Below are 20,496 nucleotides of genomic sequence, written 5' to 3' on the forward strand. Positions count from 1 at the left end.
GGGGCTATGGCAAATCGCTCGCAGACCGGCTCGGCCGGCAAGGCTGACCCGGTGGGCGTCAGCCGGCCGCCGGGGCTTGCTGCCGGTGGCTCGCTGCCCGATGTCGACTGGCATGGGGCAGCCGCCGGCATTGCGGCGCGCCACTGGCGCAGGACATTGCGTTGGGTGGCCGTGCTCATGGCGATCGGCTTCGTGGTGACATTCGTGCCGCAGTTCTGGGCGCGCGAGTGGGCCGAGACGCGATTTGCCGGGTGGCCGCTGCCGTTCTATATGGGCGCCCAGGGTTCGATTCTGGTCGACATCGGCCTGATCGTAGCCTACGCGTGGCTGCAACGGCGCAATGACGCGCGCTACCATCGTGAGCTAAACGCGTTGCGCGATGCGCATCGCGAAAGTCTCGGCCTGGATAGCGACGGGATGAACAACGCTGCGGCGTCTGCGGCATCGCGAAGCGCTTCCACTCTCGCTCCCTCTCGCGTCGCGTCGGCGCCGACGTCCCGATGAGTTTCACGCGCAGAATGCTGCGCTACTACCTCTATTACACGGCGGGCTTCCTGGCGTTCGTGTTGATGATGGGGCTGCTCGAGCGGGTCAACGGCCCGGGCGTGTGGATCGGCTACGCGTTCCTGTTCGTGACGATTGCCGTTTACGCCGTAATTGGCCTGATCTCTAGGACGTCGGACGCTGCCGAGTACTACGTTGCGGGGCGTCGTGTGCCGCCGGTGTTCAATGGCATGGCATGCGCGGCGGACTGGATGAGCGCGGCGTCGTTCATGGGGTTGGCGGGGTCGCTTTACGTGTCGGGCTACGATGGCCTTGCGTACGTCATGGGATGGACCGGCGGGTACTGTCTGGTGGCGTTCCTGCTTGCGCCGTATTTGCGCAAGATGGGGCGCTACACGGTGCCGGACTTTCTTGGCACGCGCTACGACAGCAACGTGGTTCGGGCGTTGGGAGTGTTCTCAACGATTCTGTGTTCATTCGTCTATCTGGTGGCCCAGATTCAAGGCGTGGGACTGATCGCGTCGAGATTCATCGGTGTGGAATTCACCATTGGCATTTTCTTTGGGTTGGCGGGCATTCTCGTGTGCTCGTTCCTGGGGGGCATGCGCGCCGTGACGTGGACGCAGGTGGCGCAGTACATCATCATGATCACGGCATTTCTGGTGCCGACGGCCATGATCGGCCATCAGACGGGTAACGGTTGGTTTCCGCAATTCAGCTATGGCACGGCGTTGGCGAAAGTCGAGGCGCTGGAGCGCCAGATACAGCAGTCGGTGCCTGAGCGTGAGGTGCGTGATTACTACCGTGAGCAGGCGGAGCAGATGCAGCGTCGGTTGGACGGCTTACCGGACAGCTTTTATGGTGAGCGTGCGGAGCTGGAGCGGCAGTTGCTGGATACGAAGCGTCGCAACGGGCCGTTGCGCGACGTGAAGGTGCTGGAAGCGAAGCTGGAGGCGTTCCCGCGCGACGTCGGCGAGGCGCAGAACCGTTGGCTGGAGATGCGCAATCAGTATGTGGAGCGCAGTGAGCCGCAGCACGCGATGACGGAGCCGTTCCCGGCGCACGACGACGCTACGCGCAACGCGCAGCGCTTGAACTTTCTGTTGCTGATGGTGTGCCTGATGATCGGCACGGCGAGCTTGCCGCACATCTTGACGCGGTATGGGACGACGGCGACGGTGCAGGGCGCGCGTAGTTCCGTGGGGTGGACGCTGTTCTTCGTGGCACTGCTGTATGTGAGTGCGCCGGCGCTGGCGGTGATGCTCAAGTACGACGTGCTGTTGCATCTGGTGGGGGCGCGTTATGAGAATCTGCCGGGGTGGGTGATGCAGTGGCGGCATGCGACGCCGGTGCAGCTCGATATCTCGGATGTCTATCGCGACGGCGTGGTGCAGTGGGGCGAGATATGGATGCAGCCGGACATGCTGGTGTTGGCGGGGCCGGAGATTGCGGGACTACCGTACGTCATTTCGGGGTTGGTGGCGGCGGGGGCGTTGGCGGCGGTGTTGTCGACGGCGGACGGGTTGCTGTTGACGATTGCGAACGCGTTGTCGCACGACGTCTACTTTCACATGGTGGATCGCAATGCGTCGAGCCAGAAGCGGGTGACGACGTCGAAGATCTTGTTGTTGTGCGTGGCGATGTTTGCGTCGTATGTGACGTCGCTGAACCTGGGGAACATTTTGTTCCTGGTGGGGGCGGCGTTTTCGTTGGCGGCGTCGTGCTTATTCCCGGCGTTGGTGCTGGGGGTGTTTTGGAAGCGTACGACACGGCTGGGGGCGACGGCGGGAATGGTGAGTGGGTTGCTGGTGTGTGTGTATTACATTGTGACGACGTATCCGTTCTTCACGCGTTTGACGGGGTTTGTCGGGGCGCGCTGGTGGGGGGTGGATCCGATTTCGGCGGGGGCGTTCGGGGTGCCGGCGGGGTTTGCGGTGGCGATCCTATTCAGCTTGCTGGGTGGGCGTCCGAGCGAGCGCGATCGACATCTGGTGGACCATCTTCGCCGCCCGTAACGATGCGTGGCGGAAGCATTTTTGGCGGGGTTCGTGCGAAAGGGTATGGGATGTTGCCGATGATCTGCTATAATTCGCGACCTTCAGGAGAGATGGATGAGCGGTTTAAGTCGCACGCCTGGAAAGCGTGTATAGGTTAATAGCCTATCGGGGGTTCGAATCCCCCTCTCTCCGCCACAGATAAACAAAGGGCTTCCCAATGGGGAGCCCTTTGTGCGTTTACTATAGGGCGGATGTTTACTATTCGGAGGCCCTAGCGGAGCGGTTTGACGCGCTCTGGCTTGTGGTGCCGCGCTCAACAATTTGCGTTACGTGACGCGCGCACGGTGCCATTTCTCGAGCCCAAGAATGGCGGCCGTCATATGATCGAACAGCTCACGCGTTTCTTTTGCCTTGGCTAGGTGAGCGCCTCGCAGCCCGTCCGCCCCGTTGCAATCGAAAATTGGTTTGCGGGCCTCCTGCGAGTATGGAACGAGACTGTGAAGGTTTGGGATGCTCCCGAGATCGTGCCCACCGCCTTGCCAATTTACCACTTGGTCAAGTGGCTCCAGAAGCCCAATGATGTTCTGACGTACTGCTTCGGAAACCCTGGCGCCGAAGATTTGCCATCCACGAGTCATTCCCTCTTCATTGTTGCGCGTGTTGTGCTGCTGGCGAACGTATCCCACGAACTTGGGGGCACCGTATGGCATGTCAATCCCGGAGTCAGCGCCAGCCGCGCGGATGATATCCCACTCGTTCCTCCACCCTTTCAACTTGCGACCAAGGTTTTGGGTGCCTCGGATGGAAAAAAGGTCAGGTGAAACGGGGACAAGAAAGCAATCGCACGAAGTCAACGCCGTTCGGTTTAATGGACCAAGATTGGGTCCCAAATCCAAGAACGTAATCTCTGCCCCAACTTTCTCGGCAGCAGCTTTGATAAATCGAAAGATACCTGTCTGCTTGCGAAGATCCGAAACCGAACCGCCTCGAGCCCGGTTCCATGTATCACCGAGAGTGTCTTCAAAGTCACTTAGTGCGGGATCTCCGGGGATAAGAAAGAGGTTCGGATACCCCGGATTGAATTGCACTGGCTCGGGAGCGCGTATATCCCCCATACTCTCGTGCAGCGGTTGAATCCCGAGAAACAGGCTATTCCCGTGCTCCTGCGTCCAAGCTTGCTCTATTGCGCTGTCAGTGAGGCAGTACGCGGTCAGGTTGCACTGCGGATCCGCATCGACAAGCAGCACTTTCTTTCCTCTGCTCGCGACCTCGTGCGCCACGTGGTAAAGGTAGGTCGTTTTGCCGACTCCACCTTTGTTGTTAAAAATCCCAATAATCATTGAGCCATCTCCTGCGGATTAAAAATAAATGCTAACCCCGCAATCATTCTATTGCACGAATCGTATTCGCGCATAATTATCGTCTAAACGGCCCATTGGTTTTAAGGGAGCGCCACGGGGAAATCGCTGTGCCCCGCTATCGAAGAGGTTTAACCCTCTCGGGCTTGCGACGATAGACCCGCGCGGTCAGGCGGCTGTCTGCGTGTGCAAGAAGCGTTTGGGCATGCTCAAGTGTCTCGGCATCACTGGCGCACTTGGCACGAAGATCATGTTCCGTGAACCGGACTTCGACCTTTGTTTCTGCCAACACCCGCCGCATAAATCCTTGCCACATCGAGTCCCATGAGCCGGCCCTGCCGGTGTTCTCGTTCAGAAAGCTCTCGCCTTGTTGAGTGCAGAACAGCCACTCGGACGTTTGCGATGGCCTGACGGTCTTCGCTTCCTCGACGGCCCCCCGCAACGCGTCCGTCCACTCGATGATCAACCGCTTGCGAGTGCTGTTCGCCGTCTTGGCTGGCATGACGTGGATTCCGTCCTCGTGCAGGTCATCGAGACGAAGCCGCAACAGATCCCCGCGACGCAATCCCGTGAGCAGCTTGACGCGGATGTAGGCATGCACCGCGAGGACACTGCCAGCTTTCCGCTTCGACGTTAGCGAGAAGCATTCGACGATCTCCCAGTCTTCGACGTACCGAGTCCTTGGCGGAACGCTAGCTAGGCGCAACTCACCTTTGAAAGGATGCCTGTCGATGTACCCCCACTCGACAGCCTTCGTCAGCGCGTGCGATAGCACCTCGACCTCACGGCGCGCGGCCACCTTCGCCTCGCGCTTATCGATGTACTGATAGACGTGCCGAGGCTTGATGCCGTTGAGCGGCATGCGTCCGAAAACCGGCTTAAGCGATTTCAACGCCGACGTGTTTTGCGCCTGCGTCGTTACCGCCTTGGTGGGCAAAACCTCGCGAGCATAGCGCTCAAGCAACTTGTCGATGGTTCGCACGTTTTCCAGATCGGCAAGCCGATCCGACCACACTCGATATGCCTCGGGAAGCGACGATCCGAGCCGGAATGTCTGCTTGCCGTCCCACATCGATTCGAGGCCGGGTGGAACTTGGTAGTAATACGCGCCGCTGACATGCCGCCAGCGCGTCGGTAAGCCCTTGTTGCGGGCATCACGCTTTCGCGGCATTCATCGCCCTCCAGTCTGGCTCGAAGGAGACATCACGGGCGGCTACGGCCGCTTGCGCGCCAAGCACCACTGCGACGTGCTCACTCAACACCACAATCGTGCCGTTTGGCCTCACACGGTGCTCGATGCCCATCATGCGCAGCGCCCGTGCCTGAGCGCGATTCTGGGTGCGTCCGGTTAGCGTCACCAGCTCATCCGGTTCGAGAAACATCGAGGTCGGATTTCTCATCGATGTACCTCCTTACGCCTTGCCGTCGGAGTCACGTCGCTCTCGTGTTGCGAGCCAGAAATATCCCGCGTCCTCGTTCCAGTAAAACTGGTGACCTTCGAGCGATACGCCGGTCTCAGTTGCGGAGTTGTACGCGGCAACAATGGCATCGTGAGCTTCGTCTTCGAGAAAGTGCGCAATAGTCTCCGCTTCCGGAACCTTGATCCCCCGACTTGCCCAGTACCGCTTTTCATTGAGCTTGTGCTCATCGAAATTTTTGACGATGTATTTCCCGATGTAGGACGCGATCTTATGACGAAGGCCAACCTCGCGATTTGGGTTGCGCACGTCAATGTTGCCGTTACCTTCTCCAACGACACGGAGCCACAGCGCTCGAAGGACGCGATAGTTCTGCCGCCCTTTGACGGCAATGTGCAAATGCCATGCCCCTCGCTTCTGTCGCTCAGGAACGGCGACGTATTGGAAGCTCTGGACGCGGCCCAGGAGGCGTCGCAGCGAGTCGAAATCGCGCTTGATCTTCTCTTTGTCGAGCACGTTTTCTCGGTACGTAAGCGTGATCATGCGGTCGGCGCCAATCGCCTTGCAGCGCAGTCGCACTTGTTGCCTTGCGCGTTTCGCTGCGCTCAGCATGCTCGTCTCGTCGTCCTTCGATTCGCCGCGCTTTGCCTTAGGCACGAGATGAAGGGATTGCGCCTTCATGTACCGGTCAAAACGCGTCGCAGAGGCCTCCACTTGGCCATCCTCGAAGACGCGTCTACGGACGATCCACTCACGGCGGAACGGCGAATAATCCATTAACGGGGCGTCATTCATCGCAAACCTCTATTTCTCTGATCAGGGTGCCCCTTGCATTGAGCGCTCGGGGGTGGTGTTCTTGTCGTGCCTGATCTGGCCTGCGATTCCGATGACTTGTACGTTAAGTGTTATTAATACAAGTCTAAGGGCGCGCTTCGCGCGCCCGCCGTCCTCGCCCCTGCGGGCGGCGGTCGCTCGCAGCGCTTCCCAACTTTTTGTCCGTAACCCTTCACGTTCAAGACGAGCGATGTCGCAGCGTTGGACGCAGAAAGGTTCGGCATGAGAGCCGGAATGCATGGATATGAGGTTGTGGCGAGCGCACGAGGTGAGACCCGCTGCTCGGTCACGCAAGCCGCGCTGAGCCGCGCGATAACCGCCCGGACTCCGCAGGCACGCATACGCAACCCTCTCTCCGGGTAAGGCGCTGACACTCCCGACGCTGGACGTCCTGAAGACGACCGGTGAGCGGAAGTACAAACATCAATGCACGAACCAACGGTGAGGTTGGGTTACGACTGTGTTACCTGCCGGGTGAGATAGGAAATTTTTTGGATGATGGCCGCAGCACGACGAAGGTTACTGCCCGCATTAGGGATTGGCCGAGCTCTCGTAAAACTGCCCCAGCGTACGCATCTGAGCGCCGATGTAAATCCGGCATTTGTCGCCGGAAATAATATGGGCCAGTGCGAACCCATGCTTCTATGCACTGAATACAACGGTACAAACGTAGGCCGCGCATGTATACGCGGCGGGAATGTCTGGGTATTAAAGCAGCACGCGAAATCAGCGTATATGGGGAAATTCCGATTGGCGTGGCAATGGGGAAGATGGTGGCTTGCATGGCGAATGGCCTGGCTTGAGATTGAAGCAGCGAGCCGCGATGTGTGCAGCGCGATGCTATGAGAACAGCCGAAACATGCGGGGGGCCATGCCGGAGGCAGAGGTGGGGACGCTGAGGTCGAGGCTATGCGGCCAGAAGACTCGTTTTCAGCCTGTGGCATTCGCTGACAAGTTCTCCGGCCATTTCGCCGAGTTCTTCGAAGATTGCGAGTAGAAATCTGTGAGGGATCTCTCTGCCTGCGTCTGTCGTTGAGCACATCGCGAGAGCGAGGATGCGTTCTGAGAGGGTGTTGAGTCTATCCACGGAAGCGTGGACTAATGGACCTGCCGGGAAATAGGAAGTCATGCGAGTGCCTCGTTCTAGCCAACTTGCGGGCCCCGCCACCCACTGCATTGCGCAGGGGTGGGCGGGCACTGGACTAGGTTAGCGAACCGCTGATGATCCAGGCTTAGGCGGCACACCCGAAGGTGTCCCAATCCAGGCCCACCCATAGAAAGGATGCGCGTAGCAACTCGCACACGAAAGCCGCAACGGCTGCGGCTGTGTGCCCTGGATATCATCATTCGGGTCGCTAAACCCGGTCGCGTTTGGGGCGCGACGGGGACAAGATTAGCGATCCGACGATATTGGCACCACGCGTTCCGAGTCCCATTCTAGGTGACTCTTTTCGATTCGGAACACTCCGATGTCCTAATCGGGACTCTTCTTGGTTGACGGGGGAGGTCTGAACAAGGTGTGGCACGAAACGGAGCCCCCACTCATGTGTATGCGGCGATTGCTTCAACCGCATCCAAAGACACTGTTTCGTATCCGCTCGGGAACGAAAGCCGTTAAAGCGGTGCAATTTCAGCATTTCGTTCCCGCACGGGAACGGAATCTATCGAATGACGGGGGTGTTTACTCGGAATCCACTTCGGGCCAGAGCTTCGGAAACAAAAATCTCAAGCTCTTTAGCGGCAGAGCGAAGGAAAGATCATCCCGATGTGAGTCAGAGCGCAGAATCCCGAAATCCAAAAGGCTCCGGGTAATGCGCCTCGCAGTCGCATCGCTCTCTCCGAGAATCTGTGCGAATTCCGCCCGCGAAAGCGGTCGGGAACGAGCGATGAATTCGAGGGCTAGGGCCGACTTCTCAGGTCGGATAACCGATTTGTCGGAACCTATCTGCCACGGGTTTGCGTCGAGGTGGTAGAGCAGGTCGCGTAGCCGTGCCGTGAATCCGCCGAACTCCATCATTTTCAACATGAAGTTGACCTGATCCAGACAGCAGTTGAGAAAGTAGTTGATGAACTTGACTAGCTCTTCCTGCGACAGGTTGCCTCTTCCGTCCAGGTCGTTGCGTCGAGACATGTCCGCTGCGGCGAGGCGAGCGTAGTACTCGTCGTGGGTACGGGCAAATCCGCGTAACGGAGACCAAAGGCCGTCGGTCAATCCTGATGCGTGTAGCGTCAAATGCGAATGCAAGCGGCAGACGCGACCATTGCCGTCGATGAACGGGTGGATCCACGCGAGGCGATGATGTGAGCAAGCCGTCGCAATCAGTTGGTACTCAGAGGCCTTGATGCGGGAGTAGCGCTTCTCCCATTCCTCCATTAACTGGGGTATGAGATCTACGGGGGGCGCCATGTGCTTGCCAACGGTGACATCCTTCTCTCTGAATTCGCCAGGTCGGATAAGGTCGCCTTCGTTCGTGAGTCGGAATTTTTCAGGCAGCGCTTCGAAGAACAGCCGGTGAATGGTGCGCACGCGCTCCGCGTTGAACATTTCGCTGGCGCTTACATCTTTCCATTGCTTTTCCAACTGCTCCTCGGCGTGAATGTGCGCCGTGGCCATCAACTGCTTCTTGTGCTCTTCTGTGTCCAACGAGTAGTGCTGCTCGAGAGCCTGCTGAATCTTGGCGGGAGTGGTGTGTTGTCCCTCGATCTTGTTCGTGTAGTAGGAGTTCATGTTCCGAAGGAGCGGAACAAGGGCGTCGGCGACCGGGCCTTTCCCGTCGGCCTGTAACTCGCGGGCTCTTTCGGACAGAGAGGCCGCCAGTTCGAGCGAACCGTCAAGCACTCGGTCTTCCGGGAAGAGGGGCTGGATCGAGACGACAGTAACCATGGGACCTTTCTTTGCGTTGGCTTTCCCCGCAAGAGCTTACCTATCCGCCCAGGTTTGTACAGTTTTCTGGAGGGATAAATGTAGGGTTCTTTGGAGGGTTGAAAATATTGTAACTATTTGTGGATTATAGCTTTTTTTATTTTTGTGTGTGGACGAATGTAGGGTTGTTCGTAGGGTTCCTTGAGCGGTTCTGCTGCTCCCCCGAGCCCACGAGGCCGTGCTAGCCCCCGAACGGTCGCTCGTGCCACGTTCTTGGAGGTGTCGAATGCTCACATCTCTCACCCTTGACGACGAACTACTCGCGAAGGCTAAGGCGCTCGCAGGCCTTCAATGCACGACGGCATTGATCAATGAGGCCCTCGGAGCATTGATCGAAAGGAAGGTACATTCAAGTGGCGAGGAGCCGATGGAGATAGCTCAGCGCGATACCTAAGCGCTTGCCCGTCCGTCACGCTTGAAATGAGATCCCGACACTTGGCGTTGCTCTCGGAGTGCGTGGTATGCCGAGGGCAGCAATTGCTGCTATAGCGATCACTTGGCCTGGGAGGGCGTCGCTCCTCCCAATAGTGTGACCGGATGTGATCGTCGCCTATCGGCCAATCTCCGTCAGTGCCCTTCGGTCGGCGAATGGCTGCTGTTCATTCACGAACCGCCGTGGATAGGAAGATAGCCTTCACTGGCGCGTCTCTCACAGGAACAACCGTTTGATCGCCACTGGCCTCTAGCAGGCGATAAGACGGGTAGTCCGGCGGCGCAATAACCAGTGGCATTCAGCCCTCGCGGCATTGCGTCTGACCGACCGCAGAAGGCAGCAAGCCTTACCTGCGGGAGCGGGATGGTCTTGTTGCCGACGTTTTGATACGCTTCGCGGTGACCCAATAAGCACAGATGCAACTAGCATCCGGCGAAGTTCCCGCCTGAAGTCCAACCACCGGTACTTTGGTCGCCAAACCTTCGAGGCGCTTCGCCGCTTCTCGACACTCCGCGTAATGACACTCCAGACGTGTATCTACTGTAACTGTCACGGCCCATTCTCGGATGAACACCTCTTCCCGGCCGGCTTGGGAGGGGATGACAGTACGTTCCTCTTGCGAGAACTTGTATGCAAGGTCTGCAATGAGCTTCGGTTCTCCAAGATGGAAGCGAGCTTCATGCGAGCCTCGCCGCATGCATTGGCACGCGTATTCATGCAGGAACATGGTCGGCGAAGGGGAAGCAAGGTTTCGCAGCCGCGATTAGATACCAGAATGACTACCGTCCTATTCGATGACGGAACGATCGCGGAGGCCGAGCTTCAACCCCGGGGGGGAACTTCTGTGCTGTCTCAGTTCGTATTGCACGCGAATGGAAACGTGGGCTTCACTGGCGAAGAAAAGGGGAAGCCACTGGCATTTATCGAATCAGTGAAAAGTGTCCTCGCCGCCGAGCAGGCTTCCGTAATACGCAAGGTTCCAATTGCAGATGGTTTCGAGTATTCGATCGATGAGCTTTCCTGGGACGGCAGTCGATATGTTGTGGTCGAGAAGAGAACTGATAAGAAACCCCCTAAAACCGGCATATGGCTAGAGCCGCTCAATGGCAATAAAGGGAGTGACGGACACCCGGTTCCTAGATTCTTTCGGAAATCTACCGGCCAGCTTGTCTTGCGTGCCGAACCGGAAAATGACATTTGCTCTCTATTGGGACAAGTACGCTGGGCAGCAATAGGCGCCAAGCTTCCCGATGAGCAAAATTATCGCGATGTGAAAAACCCTGTTATCCAAGCGAGTTTAACTGTCAACATAGATCACTATCAGCGTACATACGCAAAGATTGCGATGAATTTTCTGATCTATTTTTTTGGTGAACACTACGTTAGGCATTTTTCGTTCAATCGCATAAAAAATGGGATTGTTAAGGGAAGCCCACCAGTACGGATCGGTCAATTTGATCACGATACGTTTGACATCGTGCCTTCTGATCGCCATGTTATTTCCATATGCTCTAGCAAATCTAGGGCTGGACGGTACGCAATCATTGGCCTTATCAGGCTTTACGGTGGAAAGACTACGACCGTCCTACTTTCGGACAATGCACCTAAGCCCATCACAACGGATCCCGTGTTCATGCTTGTTCACTACAAGAGTCATCGAATTGAGCTGATGGGGGTTACCCAGTTCGCTGAGCAATACAAGCGAACCGACTTCCCCCAGGAATTCGAAGACGAATGCGCCAAGGCCTACATACGTCGATTTTGGCCTGATGTTTTGCCACAAAAGCGACACTAAGGAGCTGCTTGTCCGATTTCGGCGCGGCGGTGGAGGCCAAAGTCCGCCAGATTCCCCATGACCAAGGCGGCACGACGCTAGTTGGGCTCCATGCTCCATGGTGCCAGCAGAGAATGTACGAAATGCAGGACGAGGAAGCCGTCCTGTCGGACTGGTAGCCTCGGCCGATTCACCAGTGCACGCGTCGTTCCAAGCAACTGCGGGTATGTCTCCCTCATCGGCCGCCGGAGGCTCCTAAGTTGAAGGACGGCATGGGGTCGAGATGCGCCAATCACGTCAGACGGAAGTCGGCCAGTTTCGGCCCTTCACATCGAATTCGGTAACGCCCGCTTCCAAGCCCACATTAGACGATCGAGATGATGCGCAGACCTTGTATTCTTTCAATTTGCCTACGACACAATCGAGCATATAGCCCTATTGCGCCCTCACTGGTCGTTACGACTTTGCAATAGGCTTCGTGAACGGTTACATTCGCTATCGGATAAAAACTAAAGCATTGAGGGGGAAACGTGGCGTACACGGTCGACGCAGCATTCACGCAGTACTACGACAACATCAACCTTTCGGGTGATTTCCGCGCCTTGGCATCTGCCCGCCGCGACCACATCTTCAATTTGCTTGGGAATAGGTTCCACGTCGTGGACGCATTTGCGGGCGGTTCGATTCCAAAGTATACCGCCTTAATGAACCACGCCGATTTAGATATTTTCGTGGTCCTGCATTATCAGAAGCACTGCGAGGGAAAACGTCCGTCCCAAGTGCTTCAAGACATGCGCATAGCGCTCGCAGCGAAGCCGGGAGTCAGGCGGAACGGCCAAGCGGTGACGCTGACTTATGCATCATTTCCCGACGTCGATGTCGTCCCAGTTTTCTTCACGAGTCACGATGGGATGCGGTACGCGGACTCGCTTTTTCTTAACGTTCCAGATATGAATACCGAGACATGGATACGCTCAATGCCGCAAGCTCACGCTGGAAAGATAGAAGCCGCCGCGACCGACTTAGGCGCCAATTTCCGCCGCGTAATTAAGTTTGTAAAGCACTGGAACTGGAAGCACGGCGACCTACTCCGTAGCTTCCATATTGAGACCTTGGCACTGGCGACACTCGACAGCACGAAGCTCACCGACCTCCCGTGGGCAATGTGCATGTTCTTTAAGGATATATCGGACAGTATCTTGATGCCATTTTATTACGAAGGCGATCGGATAGACGAATATATTACGATCAGCGATCGCCTCAATCTTAACGCCAAGCTTAAATTGGCAAAAGATCAATCAAACGCTGCGTGGGTGAGCGGGTATTTAGGAATGAACGAAGACGCAATTAACAAATGGTACAGAATTTTCGGAAATGAGTTCCCAACATATGGCTAACGTCCAACGACACGACCCGATTCGTGAAAAGTACTATCGCCCGGTGGAATGGGGCGAACGTGCTTGCGATGTGCTCTTTTGGGTGACCACGGTTGCGTCGGTCGCACTTATTGTGACTGATCGGAACGAATATCATCGCGCATACGACTTACTGCAGATGGGTTTGGTAACCACGGTCGTGACAGCTTTTCTTTTGAGCATGGCGGTTCGGTTGTATTGGCAACCAAGGGCACTCACGGCGCGGGCGGCAGACCTGCTGTCGCAGAGCTACGGCGTCCCACTCTCCCACGAGATAACAGTCGGCTATTACAACAATCCTCTCCCTCACGGCAACAGGCGCCTTGCTGCTACATTGCTTGAGAATTCTTTCTTCAGCAAGGAGGTGGCGAAGGCAATGTGTGCAATGGAACGCGTCCGAGCAACTGCGGGCGTCCTCATATTTATCTTGATGATGAGAGAGGACGATTTGGCGTTCGCGTCCGCCGCCGCAGCCACGGTGTTTGGAGAGCAAATAATCGTTCGATATCTGCGTTTGGAATGGTTCAGAATTCGCTGTGAGGCAAGTTTTAGCCGCCTTTATAACCTTTTCGTCGATTCACCGCCTGAGCCCACGTTCACAGCTAAGGCCGTCGAAGGATTAAATCTCTATGAATCAGGAAAGGCGTTAGCGGGAATCACCTTGTCCGATCGTATTTTTAAAAAGTGCAATGCTCAACTATCAGGAGAGTGGGACAGCATACGGCACACACTTGGGATCTGACTTCACTAGTGGTTGCGTCGCGTTTTTAAAAACGAACGTTATGAATCACGGTGTATAATTGTTGCCCCGCAATGTGCCAGCGCCCGAAGAGCAGAAGACCAAGACCGCAGTCTCATCAGTGAGCATGTCATGTTGCTCCAAGGTTGAACGGTCGTGGTTGTCGTGCGACAGACCGCACCGGGTCGAATACCGCCATCGCAATGCCGTCCCTTTCGCCCCAATTGGCTGCCACGCCCCCTACTATTACCCAAATTTCCCCACCATAAAAATCAAACACTTACCCTCTTCGCGTAACACCCCAAAATAGTAAACGCCCCACCCGCAATCCCTTGCCAGATAAGCCTCCCAGCCACCCCTAGCCAAGGTTAATAGCCTATCGGGGGTTCGAATCCCCCTCTCTCCGCCACGGATAAACAAAGGGCTTCCCGAGTGGAAGCCCTTTGTACGTTGGCGGCTCATATGCCCGACGCCGTGATTCAACGTGCGCCAGACAGCAACATCACCGTCATGGTGTGTGAACTGCGCCATCTTCACTTGCCATTTGCTCCGCCGCGCAACGCATCCAGGAATGCCCGTGCGGCGACAGTCGTCTCGCGGTCCTTTCGGGTAATGAGTCGAAACTCGGCGTGGTGGGTAAGGTGATCCGGGCGTAATGACCGCATCAGGTCTTGCCGGATCCAATGCTGCGCGTAGTGCGTGGGCAGGTAGCCGACAAACTTTCCCGAAAGAATGAGCGTGGCGACGGCCTCCATGTGGAAAACGCTCGCGCCGACCTTGAGGTTCGTGAGGATGCCGAACTCTTTCGTCTCCCGTAAATATCCCCGCGCGACATAGTCGAGACCACTCAGGCTCTGCATGTCAACGTCATCGGGCGCCAGTGCGAAGAGCGGATGCCCCGCGCCGCAATAAAGCTGAATTTCCTCTCGATACAGCGGCTCATAGATCAGGCCCGGTTGCGTATCTCGAAACGGTCCGATGCCGAGATGAAGCTTTCTCTCCAACACCCCGGCCTCGATTTCCCTGGGCGACTTGATCTCCAATCTGATCTCCAGATCTCGACTTTGTTGCTTGAGCATGCCGATGGCGCGTGCAATGTGCGATTGCGCATCGGTAATCGTATTGTCGACGACGCCAATCGCCAACTCGCCGCTGATCTGACCGCGTATTTCCCCAATGTCCGTGCGGAACACCTCGACAGACTCGAGCAGCCGCTCAGCGGCTCGATAAAGTGAGTGGCCCTCTTCCGTCAGCCGGAAGCCACGGCGCCCGCGCTCGCAAAGGCGAATGCCCAGGCGTGCTTCCAGGTCGGCCATATGCGTACTGATGGTCGACAGGTTCATGTTCAGCGCAGACTCCGCCGCCGAGAAGCCGCCGCAGTCCGACACTGTTTTGAATATACGCAGCAGACGCAGATCGAAGTCAGTTACTTTGATCATGACGATGGACTCATGGGCCAGGCAAACGAGGGATCGGCACGCAAGGGTGGCGGTAATGCTTCGGAAAATACCAAACTAAAGTTCGAACAATCGGGATTCCATAGGACGTGCGCAACGGACACACTCGCTTCACGCATCGCTCGGTGCCGCTTACCAGTGCGCGTCGGGCGATCCAGTCCGAGACACCCCTTGCCACCCAGGAATTGTCTATGAAAGAAAATAAATTCGCACCCATTACCGGTACCGTCATGCCTCGGTTTTCGGGATTGGCGACACTCATGCGGTTGCCTTATGTCGGTCTTGACGACGAAAGCATTCGCGCCGTGGATGTCGGCCTGATCGGTGTGCCTTGGGACGGTGGCACCACCAATCGGCCAGGGGCGCGCCATGGGCCGCGCCAGGTGCGCGATCTTTCGACGATGGTGCGCAATGTCAATCGGGCGAGCGGCATCAACCCCTTCGAGCTTTGCAATTGTGCCGATCTGGGCGACACCCCGGTGAACCCGGTCGACCTCATGGATTCCCTTGGGCGTATTGCGGCGTTTTACGATGCGGTCTGCAATGCCGGCATCGCGCCGCTGTCCGTCGGCGGCGATCATCTGGTGACGCTGCCGATCTTGCGCGCCGTGGCTAAGCACCGGCCTGTGGGCATGGTGCACTTCGATGCGCATACAGACACGTGGAATCGATATTTCGGCGATAACGCCTACACCCACGGCACGCCGTTTCGGCGCGCCATCGAGGAGGGCTTGCTCGATCCCAAGCGCACGGTACAAATCGGCATTCGGGGCGCGTTGTACAACGACAGCGAGAACGACTGGGGTGAACGACAGGGCATTCGCGTGATTGATATCGAGGAATGCCGCGCGTTGGGCGTCGAGGGGGTCATTGCCGAAGCACGGCGAGTTGTCGGCGACGGTGCAACCTACGTCACTTTTGATGTCGACGCCCTGGATCCGGTGTACGCCCCAGGCACCGGAACGCCGGAAATTGGCGGCCTGACGACCCTCGACGCGCAGCGCATGATTCGCGGGCTCCAAGGATTGAACCTGATCGGCGGAGACGTCGTGGAAGTCTCTCCGCCGTTCGACCCGAGCGGCAATACCGCGCTGGTGGGGGCGACGCTGATGTTCGAGATTCTCTGTGTGCTCGCGGACAGTATTCGCGGCCGAAAATCACTTTGACCGCGGTGGCGGTCGTGGGGCGGGAGCGGGCACGATGCTCGCCAGTCCTGTCTCGCGACGCCGAATTGGGAGAAAAGAAATGAAATACCTGACAAAAATCGTCGGTTCGTTCGTATGCGGTGTGTTTCTGTTGGCATGTGGTGTCGCATTGGCTCCGGCCCGCGCAGCCGAGAAGGTCGTCAACGTGGCGTATCAGACGACCTACAGCCCCTGGATTGCGGCGATGGTGAATGGCGCGTTTGAAAAGGCGACCGGCTACCAGATCCACTGGAAGAAGTTCGATTCCGGCGCGGCGGTGATGAGTGCAATGGCGTCTGGCAGCATCGACATCGGTGTGCTGGGATCGAGCCCGCTGGCGGCGGCAGCCAGCCGCGGAATGGACATTCAGTTGTTCTGGATTCTGGAGGACATCGCCAACGCCGAGGCGCTCATGGTGCGTAACGCGGCGAACATCCAATCGCCCAAGGACCTGGTGGGCAAAACCATCGCGGTGCCGGTGGCCAGCACAAGCCATTACCAGTTGATGTACATGCTCGACAAATGGGGCATCACCCAGCAGGTGAAGCTGGTCAATATGACGCCGACGCAGGCCGCCGCCGCATGGGAGCGAGGCGACGTCGACGCTGCCTTCATCTGGGGGCCGGCGCTCGGCCGGATCCGGCCCACCGGAAAGCCATTGATCACGGCAGGGCAGATATGCGCGCTGGGCCGTTGCACGTTTGAGGGCATGGCCGTGACGAAGACGTTCGGGGCCGGCAATCCTGAATTCATGGCCAAGTTCATTGCGGTGCTGAACGCGACGAATCGAGACTTCATAGAGCACCCCGACGCATGGGGGGCCGGTTCGAAGAATATGGCGGCAGTGCTGCGCGGGCTCGGTGGCAATGCCAACGACGCGGCAGAAGAAATGGCACTGTACAAGTATCCGACGTTGGCGGAGCAGGTCTCATGTCAGTGGCTTGGGTGCGGGGAGAAGGGCGGTGCGGCACAAACGCTGAAGTCGACGGCCGAGTTTCTGCTCCAGCAGAAGAAGATCGATGTCGTGAAGTCCGACTATCGGGGTGCGGTGGCGGTCCGGTATCCCGAGGCGGCATCCAGCCTGACGCCGAAATGAACGATTAAGGCGTCGCAACGCGGCCCGGTGCGCTAATCGCCCACGATGTCGGGTCGCGCGCCGGAGCCTCACGTCGCAAGCAATCACACACGCGAACAAGCGACGGTGGCGTGGCGCGATTTCTCGAATCGAGTCAATGACCGGTCCATGGCGGGGGGCTCGGGGATTGTGCGGACTGTCATCGGGTCGCCGCGTGTTCGCCAGAACTGCAAGCCCGCCGCTCGTATGGAAAAGTGTGGCGCCAAGGCGATGGCAGGATGCAATCTCCCACCACCCACGGAGGTTGTCCATGAATCATGTAGGCGCCGCAACGATCAGCACCTTACCGATGGTGCCCAGCACCGAGCACCGGCCTTTGGATCGCCCGAGTGAGCGTTTCATCGCAGATCTCCGGGCTGTTGGACTCAAGGCGGCGGGAAGGCTCCGCTCGCCCATGGCGGCATTGGCGGTACGAACGCGTGACGACACCTCACAACGCTCGCTGCCGCTTCTGTCCGTCAATAACCTGGAGAACTTGCCAGATCCGGAACCGGCCGTCGACTTCGCGTTTTTCCGCGAGCCTTTGAAGCAGAACGAAACACTTCTGAGTCAATGGGGGGAAGCGGCGAGCGCCGGCAGTCAATCCGAAGCATGGTGCCGATTCGTCGACGACATCAGTGTCCGCTTCTTTAAAGGCAGCCGGAAGCAACGCGTGATGGATGCGCTGATGCTATGCATCGACGTGCTGCCGCCAAACCGTAGGGCGGATGCGCTGGCGTGTTTGCTCGCGGACGGTGAAGAGGGGATGGCCGCTGCGGAGGAATTCTGGGAATACATCGGGCTGGATCGTATCCCCGATGCGGACAAGGATCGGGTGCGTGAGTTGATTCGCCAGTATGAAATAGGCATGTAAGCCGCCGAACTCCCTTTGACGTGCCCGGTGGGAAACGATACCCCTCCGCGTTGCGCGGTTCGTTACCCGCCGGGCGCCAACAAGCGACCTATCCCTCTCCGACGACAGATCAAGCCTTGCGCGAGTCGCTCTCGGCAGCTTCCTTCGTCGGTTGCGCCACTGGCCCGGGCAAGCCGGTGATCTTCGGCACGCATTCGCGATGGAACCAGACGAGATTGACCGGCTCGCCAGCGAGCAGTCGCTTGACCGGCGGTACGACCTGTTCGCCGATCAGCATGCCGAGCAGCCCGATGAGCGCGACAGCCGGCGGTGCCGGGGAACGCACGCCGAGACCGCCGTAAATGATGCCGACGAGCACGCCGACGCCGAGCGATACGAGATATAGCTTCATGAGGATTCTCCGAACCGTCCGAACGATCAGAACGCCCAGCACGAGCAGCCGAGCGCACCCCAGAAGCCGCTTTCGTCAGACGCCGGCACACTGGACGACCACGCCCTCGCATGCGCATGACCATGTACCCCGCACGACGTCGCGCATGCACAACTCACGCTCACGTTAAGCACTTGCGGTTGGCGAGGCGAGTAGCCCACGCCATGCCGTGCCGGCGACCAGTCCGGCATGGCTGGCGGAATTTCCGGGGCATGGCCGCCGAAGTCGCCGTCGCCGTAGACAACCTTTCCGCCCAGCAACGTAAGCACCGACGTAATGTCCTGGATTTCGTCTTCAGGCACGCTGAAGTAGTCGTCGGAGAGCACCGCCAGATCGCCGAGTTGCCCCACTTTGATCTGCCCCTTCTTGCCAACCTCAGACGAGAACCATGCGTTGGCTTCCGTCCAAAGGCGCAGCGCATCGTCGCGATCGAGCAGGTTGCCCGGCGCGGACAGGCGCAGCCCACCCACGGTCTTGCCCGTCACGAGCCAGTAAAGCGAGACCCACGGGTTGTAGGAGGCGACCCGCGTCGCGTCCGTCCCCGCGCCGACCTTCACGCCGCGCTCCAGCATGCGGCGGATCGGCGGTGTGGCTTCGGCCGCACGCGCGCCATAGCGCTCCACGAAGTACTCGCCTTGATAGGCCATCCGGTGCTGCACGGCAATGCCGCCGCCGAGGGCCGCGATGCGATCGATATTGCGATCGCTGATGGTCTCGGCGTGATCGAAGAACCAATGCAGGCCGTCGAACGGCACATCCTTCGCGACCTTTTCATAGACGTCGAGCGCGCGGGAGATGGTCTCGTCATAGGTGGCATGCAGACGCCACGGCCAGCGGTTTTCCGCAAGCAGCCGCACGACCGGCTCGAGATCACCTTCCATCGATAGTGGCATCTCGGGCCGCTCGACGCGAAAGTCCTCGAAATCGGCGGCCGTGTACACGAGCATCTCGCCCGCGCCATTGTGACGATAGAGATCGTCGCCCTGGCCGGGGCTGACTTGCTTGACCCACTGACTGAAATCCTCAAGTTCGGCCTTGGGCTTCTGCGTGAACAGGTTATAGGCGAGGCGCACCGTGAGCTGTCCCTCGCGATGCAGCGCTTCGATGATGTCGTAGTCCTCGGGGTAGTTCTGGAACCCGCCGCCCGCGTCGATCACGCCCGTCACGCCGAGCCGGTTGACCTCGCGCATGAAGTGGCGCGTCGAGTTCTTCTGATAGTCCGGGGGCAGCTTCGGGCCCTTGGCGAGCGTGGCATACAAAATGGTCGCGTTCGGCTTGGCCAGCAGCAACCCGGTCGGATTGCCCGACGCGTCGCGCACGATCTCCCCGCCCGGCGGGTTGGGCGTGTCTTTCGTATAGCCCACCGTACGAAGGGCTGCGCCGTTGAGAATCGCACGGTCATACAGATGCAGGATGAACACTGGCGTATCGGGGGCAACGGCGTTCAGTTCGTCGATCGTCGGCAGACGCCTCTCGGCGAACTGATGCTCGGTGAACCCACCCACCACCCGAACCCATTGCGGCGCAGGCGTACGGTCGACTTGCGCCTTCAACATGCGCATGGCGTCGGCCAGCGAGCGAACCCCGTCCCAGCGCAGTTCCATGTTGTAGTTGAGACCGCCCCGGATGATGTGCATATGACTGTCGATCAGTCCCGGGATGACGCGGCGGCCCCGCAGGTCGATGACCTCGGTGCCGCTGCCGGCCAGACGCATCACGTCGTCGCGTGTGCCCACGGCAGTGAACTTCCCGCCGGTGAGCGCCACGGCATCCGCCTGCGGATTGGCGCGATCGAGCGTGGCGAACTTGCCGTTGATGAGAATCAGATCGGGGGTGGGGGCGGACATGGCGTCCCTCCTGTCAGCGAGCGGGCACGGCCGGGATGGCGTCGTGCGGCGTTGCGGTGCGCTGCGCCGCCTTGTGGACCATCGTGTAGGCGTAGTCGACGCCCATACCGTAGGCACCGGAATGCTCCTTGACGAGCTTCATCACGGCATCGTACGAGTCGCGATGTGCCCAATCTCGTTGCCATTCGAGCAGCA

17 protein-coding genes, 1 tRNA gene and 1 pseudogene are annotated in these 20,496 nt (G+C 58.4%); 10 read left to right on the plus strand and 9 right to left on the minus strand.

The window, feature by feature from the left end; genetic code table 11:
* The first annotated feature begins 6 nt into the window (after nt 1–6).
* From BGP02_RS08250 to BGP02_RS08260, 3 genes are all read left to right on the plus strand, one after another.
* The gene (locus BGP02_RS08250; protein WP_286798345.1) at nt 7–504 is read left to right on the plus strand and encodes a DUF4212 domain-containing protein; all 498 of its coding nucleotides are present in this window, start codon (nt 7–9) and stop codon (nt 502–504) included.
* The gene (locus BGP02_RS08255; protein WP_026131791.1) at nt 501–2,519 is read left to right on the plus strand and encodes a sodium:solute symporter family protein; all 2,019 of its coding nucleotides are present in this window, start codon (nt 501–503) and stop codon (nt 2,517–2,519) included. Before BGP02_RS08250 ends, BGP02_RS08255 begins: the two co-directional genes overlap by 4 nt.
* Nucleotides 2,520–2,605: 86 nt before the next feature.
* Nucleotides 2,606–2,696, plus strand: a tRNA-Ser gene (locus BGP02_RS08260).
* 131 nt (nt 2,697–2,827) lie between these two features.
* Here the strand turns inward: BGP02_RS08260 and BGP02_RS08265 are convergent.
* The 5 genes from BGP02_RS08265 to BGP02_RS08285 form a co-directional block, all read right to left on the minus strand.
* A complete protein-coding gene (locus BGP02_RS08265) occupies nt 2,828–3,841 on the minus strand; it encodes a ParA family protein (RefSeq protein ID WP_286798346.1) in 1,014 nt (337 codons plus the stop codon).
* A gap of 136 nt (nt 3,842–3,977) precedes the next feature.
* The gene (locus BGP02_RS08270) at nt 3,978–5,030 is read right to left on the minus strand and encodes a tyrosine-type recombinase/integrase (protein WP_286798347.1); all 1,053 of its coding nucleotides are present in this window, start codon (nt 5,028–5,030) and stop codon (nt 3,978–3,980) included.
* Nucleotides 5,014–5,259 carry a DUF4224 domain-containing protein gene (locus BGP02_RS08275; RefSeq protein WP_286798348.1) on the minus strand — a complete coding sequence of 82 codons (246 nt, stop codon included), beginning with the start codon at nt 5,257–5,259 and terminating at the stop codon, nt 5,014–5,016. The genes BGP02_RS08270 and BGP02_RS08275 overlap by 17 nt, the downstream gene beginning before the upstream one ends.
* A 12-nt stretch (nt 5,260–5,271) precedes the next feature.
* Nucleotides 5,272–6,072, minus strand: a complete 801-nt coding sequence (locus tag BGP02_RS08280) for a rolling circle replication-associated protein (protein WP_286798349.1) — start codon at nt 6,070–6,072, stop codon at nt 5,272–5,274.
* A 1,720-nt stretch (nt 6,073–7,792) separates the two neighbouring features.
* Entirely contained in the window at nt 7,793–8,995 is a 1,203-nt protein-coding gene (locus tag BGP02_RS08285; RefSeq protein ID WP_286798350.1) for a Fic family protein, read from the minus strand.
* Nucleotides 8,996–9,260: 265 nt separating this feature from the next.
* On the opposite strand from BGP02_RS08285, the gene BGP02_RS08290 reads away from it, so the two are divergent.
* The 4 genes from BGP02_RS08290 (at nt 9,261) to BGP02_RS08305 (ending at nt 13,398) form a co-directional block, all read left to right on the plus strand.
* The gene (locus tag BGP02_RS08290) at nt 9,261–9,428 is read left to right on the plus strand and encodes a type II toxin-antitoxin system VapB family antitoxin (RefSeq protein WP_286798351.1); all 168 of its coding nucleotides are present in this window, start codon (nt 9,261–9,263) and stop codon (nt 9,426–9,428) included.
* A gap of 703 nt (nt 9,429–10,131) precedes the next feature.
* Nucleotides 10,132–11,262, plus strand: coding sequence for a hypothetical protein (locus BGP02_RS08295; protein ID WP_286798352.1), 1,131 nt, complete (start codon nt 10,132–10,134; stop codon nt 11,260–11,262).
* 509 nt (nt 11,263–11,771) lie between these two features.
* Complete coding sequence (locus tag BGP02_RS08300) at nt 11,772–12,638, plus strand: nucleotidyltransferase domain-containing protein (protein WP_286798353.1); 867 nt, start codon at nt 11,772–11,774, stop codon at nt 12,636–12,638.
* Nucleotides 12,631–13,398 (plus strand): hypothetical protein, encoded by a 768-nt coding sequence (locus BGP02_RS08305; RefSeq protein ID WP_286798354.1) that lies wholly within the window; start codon nt 12,631–12,633, stop codon nt 13,396–13,398. The genes BGP02_RS08300 and BGP02_RS08305 overlap by 8 nt, the downstream gene beginning before the upstream one ends.
* A gap of 530 nt (nt 13,399–13,928) precedes the next feature.
* On the opposite strand, the gene BGP02_RS08310 is transcribed toward BGP02_RS08305, so the two are convergent.
* The gene (locus BGP02_RS08310) at nt 13,929–14,834 is read right to left on the minus strand and encodes a LysR family transcriptional regulator (RefSeq protein WP_017231628.1); all 906 of its coding nucleotides are present in this window, start codon (nt 14,832–14,834) and stop codon (nt 13,929–13,931) included.
* 209 nt (nt 14,835–15,043) lie between these two features.
* On the opposite strand from BGP02_RS08310, the gene speB reads away from it, so the two are divergent.
* The 3 genes from speB (at nt 15,044) to BGP02_RS08325 (ending at nt 18,024) form a co-directional block, all read left to right on the plus strand.
* On the plus strand, nt 15,044–16,018 hold the full coding sequence (speB, locus tag BGP02_RS08315) for an agmatinase (protein ID WP_286798355.1): 975 nt from the start codon (nt 15,044–15,046) through the stop codon (nt 16,016–16,018).
* A gap of 79 nt (nt 16,019–16,097) precedes the next feature.
* The gene (tauA, locus tag BGP02_RS08320) at nt 16,098–17,132 is read left to right on the plus strand and encodes a taurine ABC transporter substrate-binding protein (protein WP_286798356.1); all 1,035 of its coding nucleotides are present in this window, start codon (nt 16,098–16,100) and stop codon (nt 17,130–17,132) included.
* Between the two features lie 289 nt (nt 17,133–17,421).
* Complete coding sequence (locus BGP02_RS08325; protein WP_286798357.1) at nt 17,422–18,024, plus strand: hypothetical protein; 603 nt, start codon at nt 17,422–17,424, stop codon at nt 18,022–18,024.
* A 109-nt stretch (nt 18,025–18,133) separates the two neighbouring features.
* Here the strand turns inward: BGP02_RS08325 and BGP02_RS08330 are convergent, their stop codons facing one another.
* The 3 genes and pseudogenes from BGP02_RS08330 to BGP02_RS08340 form a co-directional block, all read right to left on the minus strand.
* A complete protein-coding gene (locus BGP02_RS08330) occupies nt 18,134–18,415 on the minus strand; it encodes a XapX domain-containing protein (protein ID WP_017231632.1) in 282 nt (93 codons plus the stop codon).
* 26 nt (nt 18,416–18,441) lie between these two features.
* Nucleotides 18,442–20,301: an amidohydrolase gene (locus tag BGP02_RS08335; RefSeq protein ID WP_286798358.1), complete on the minus strand. Its 1,860-nt coding sequence runs from the start codon at nt 20,299–20,301 to the stop codon at nt 18,442–18,444.
* A gap of 13 nt (nt 20,302–20,314) precedes the next feature.
* A pseudogene (locus tag BGP02_RS08340) lies at nt 20,315–20,496 on the minus strand (hydrolase); the annotation flags it as partial.

Source organism: Pandoraea sp. 64-18 (genome assembly GCF_001899225.1).
In the GTDB taxonomy this organism is placed as follows: Bacteria; Pseudomonadota; Gammaproteobacteria; order Burkholderiales; family Burkholderiaceae; genus Pandoraea; species Pandoraea cepalis.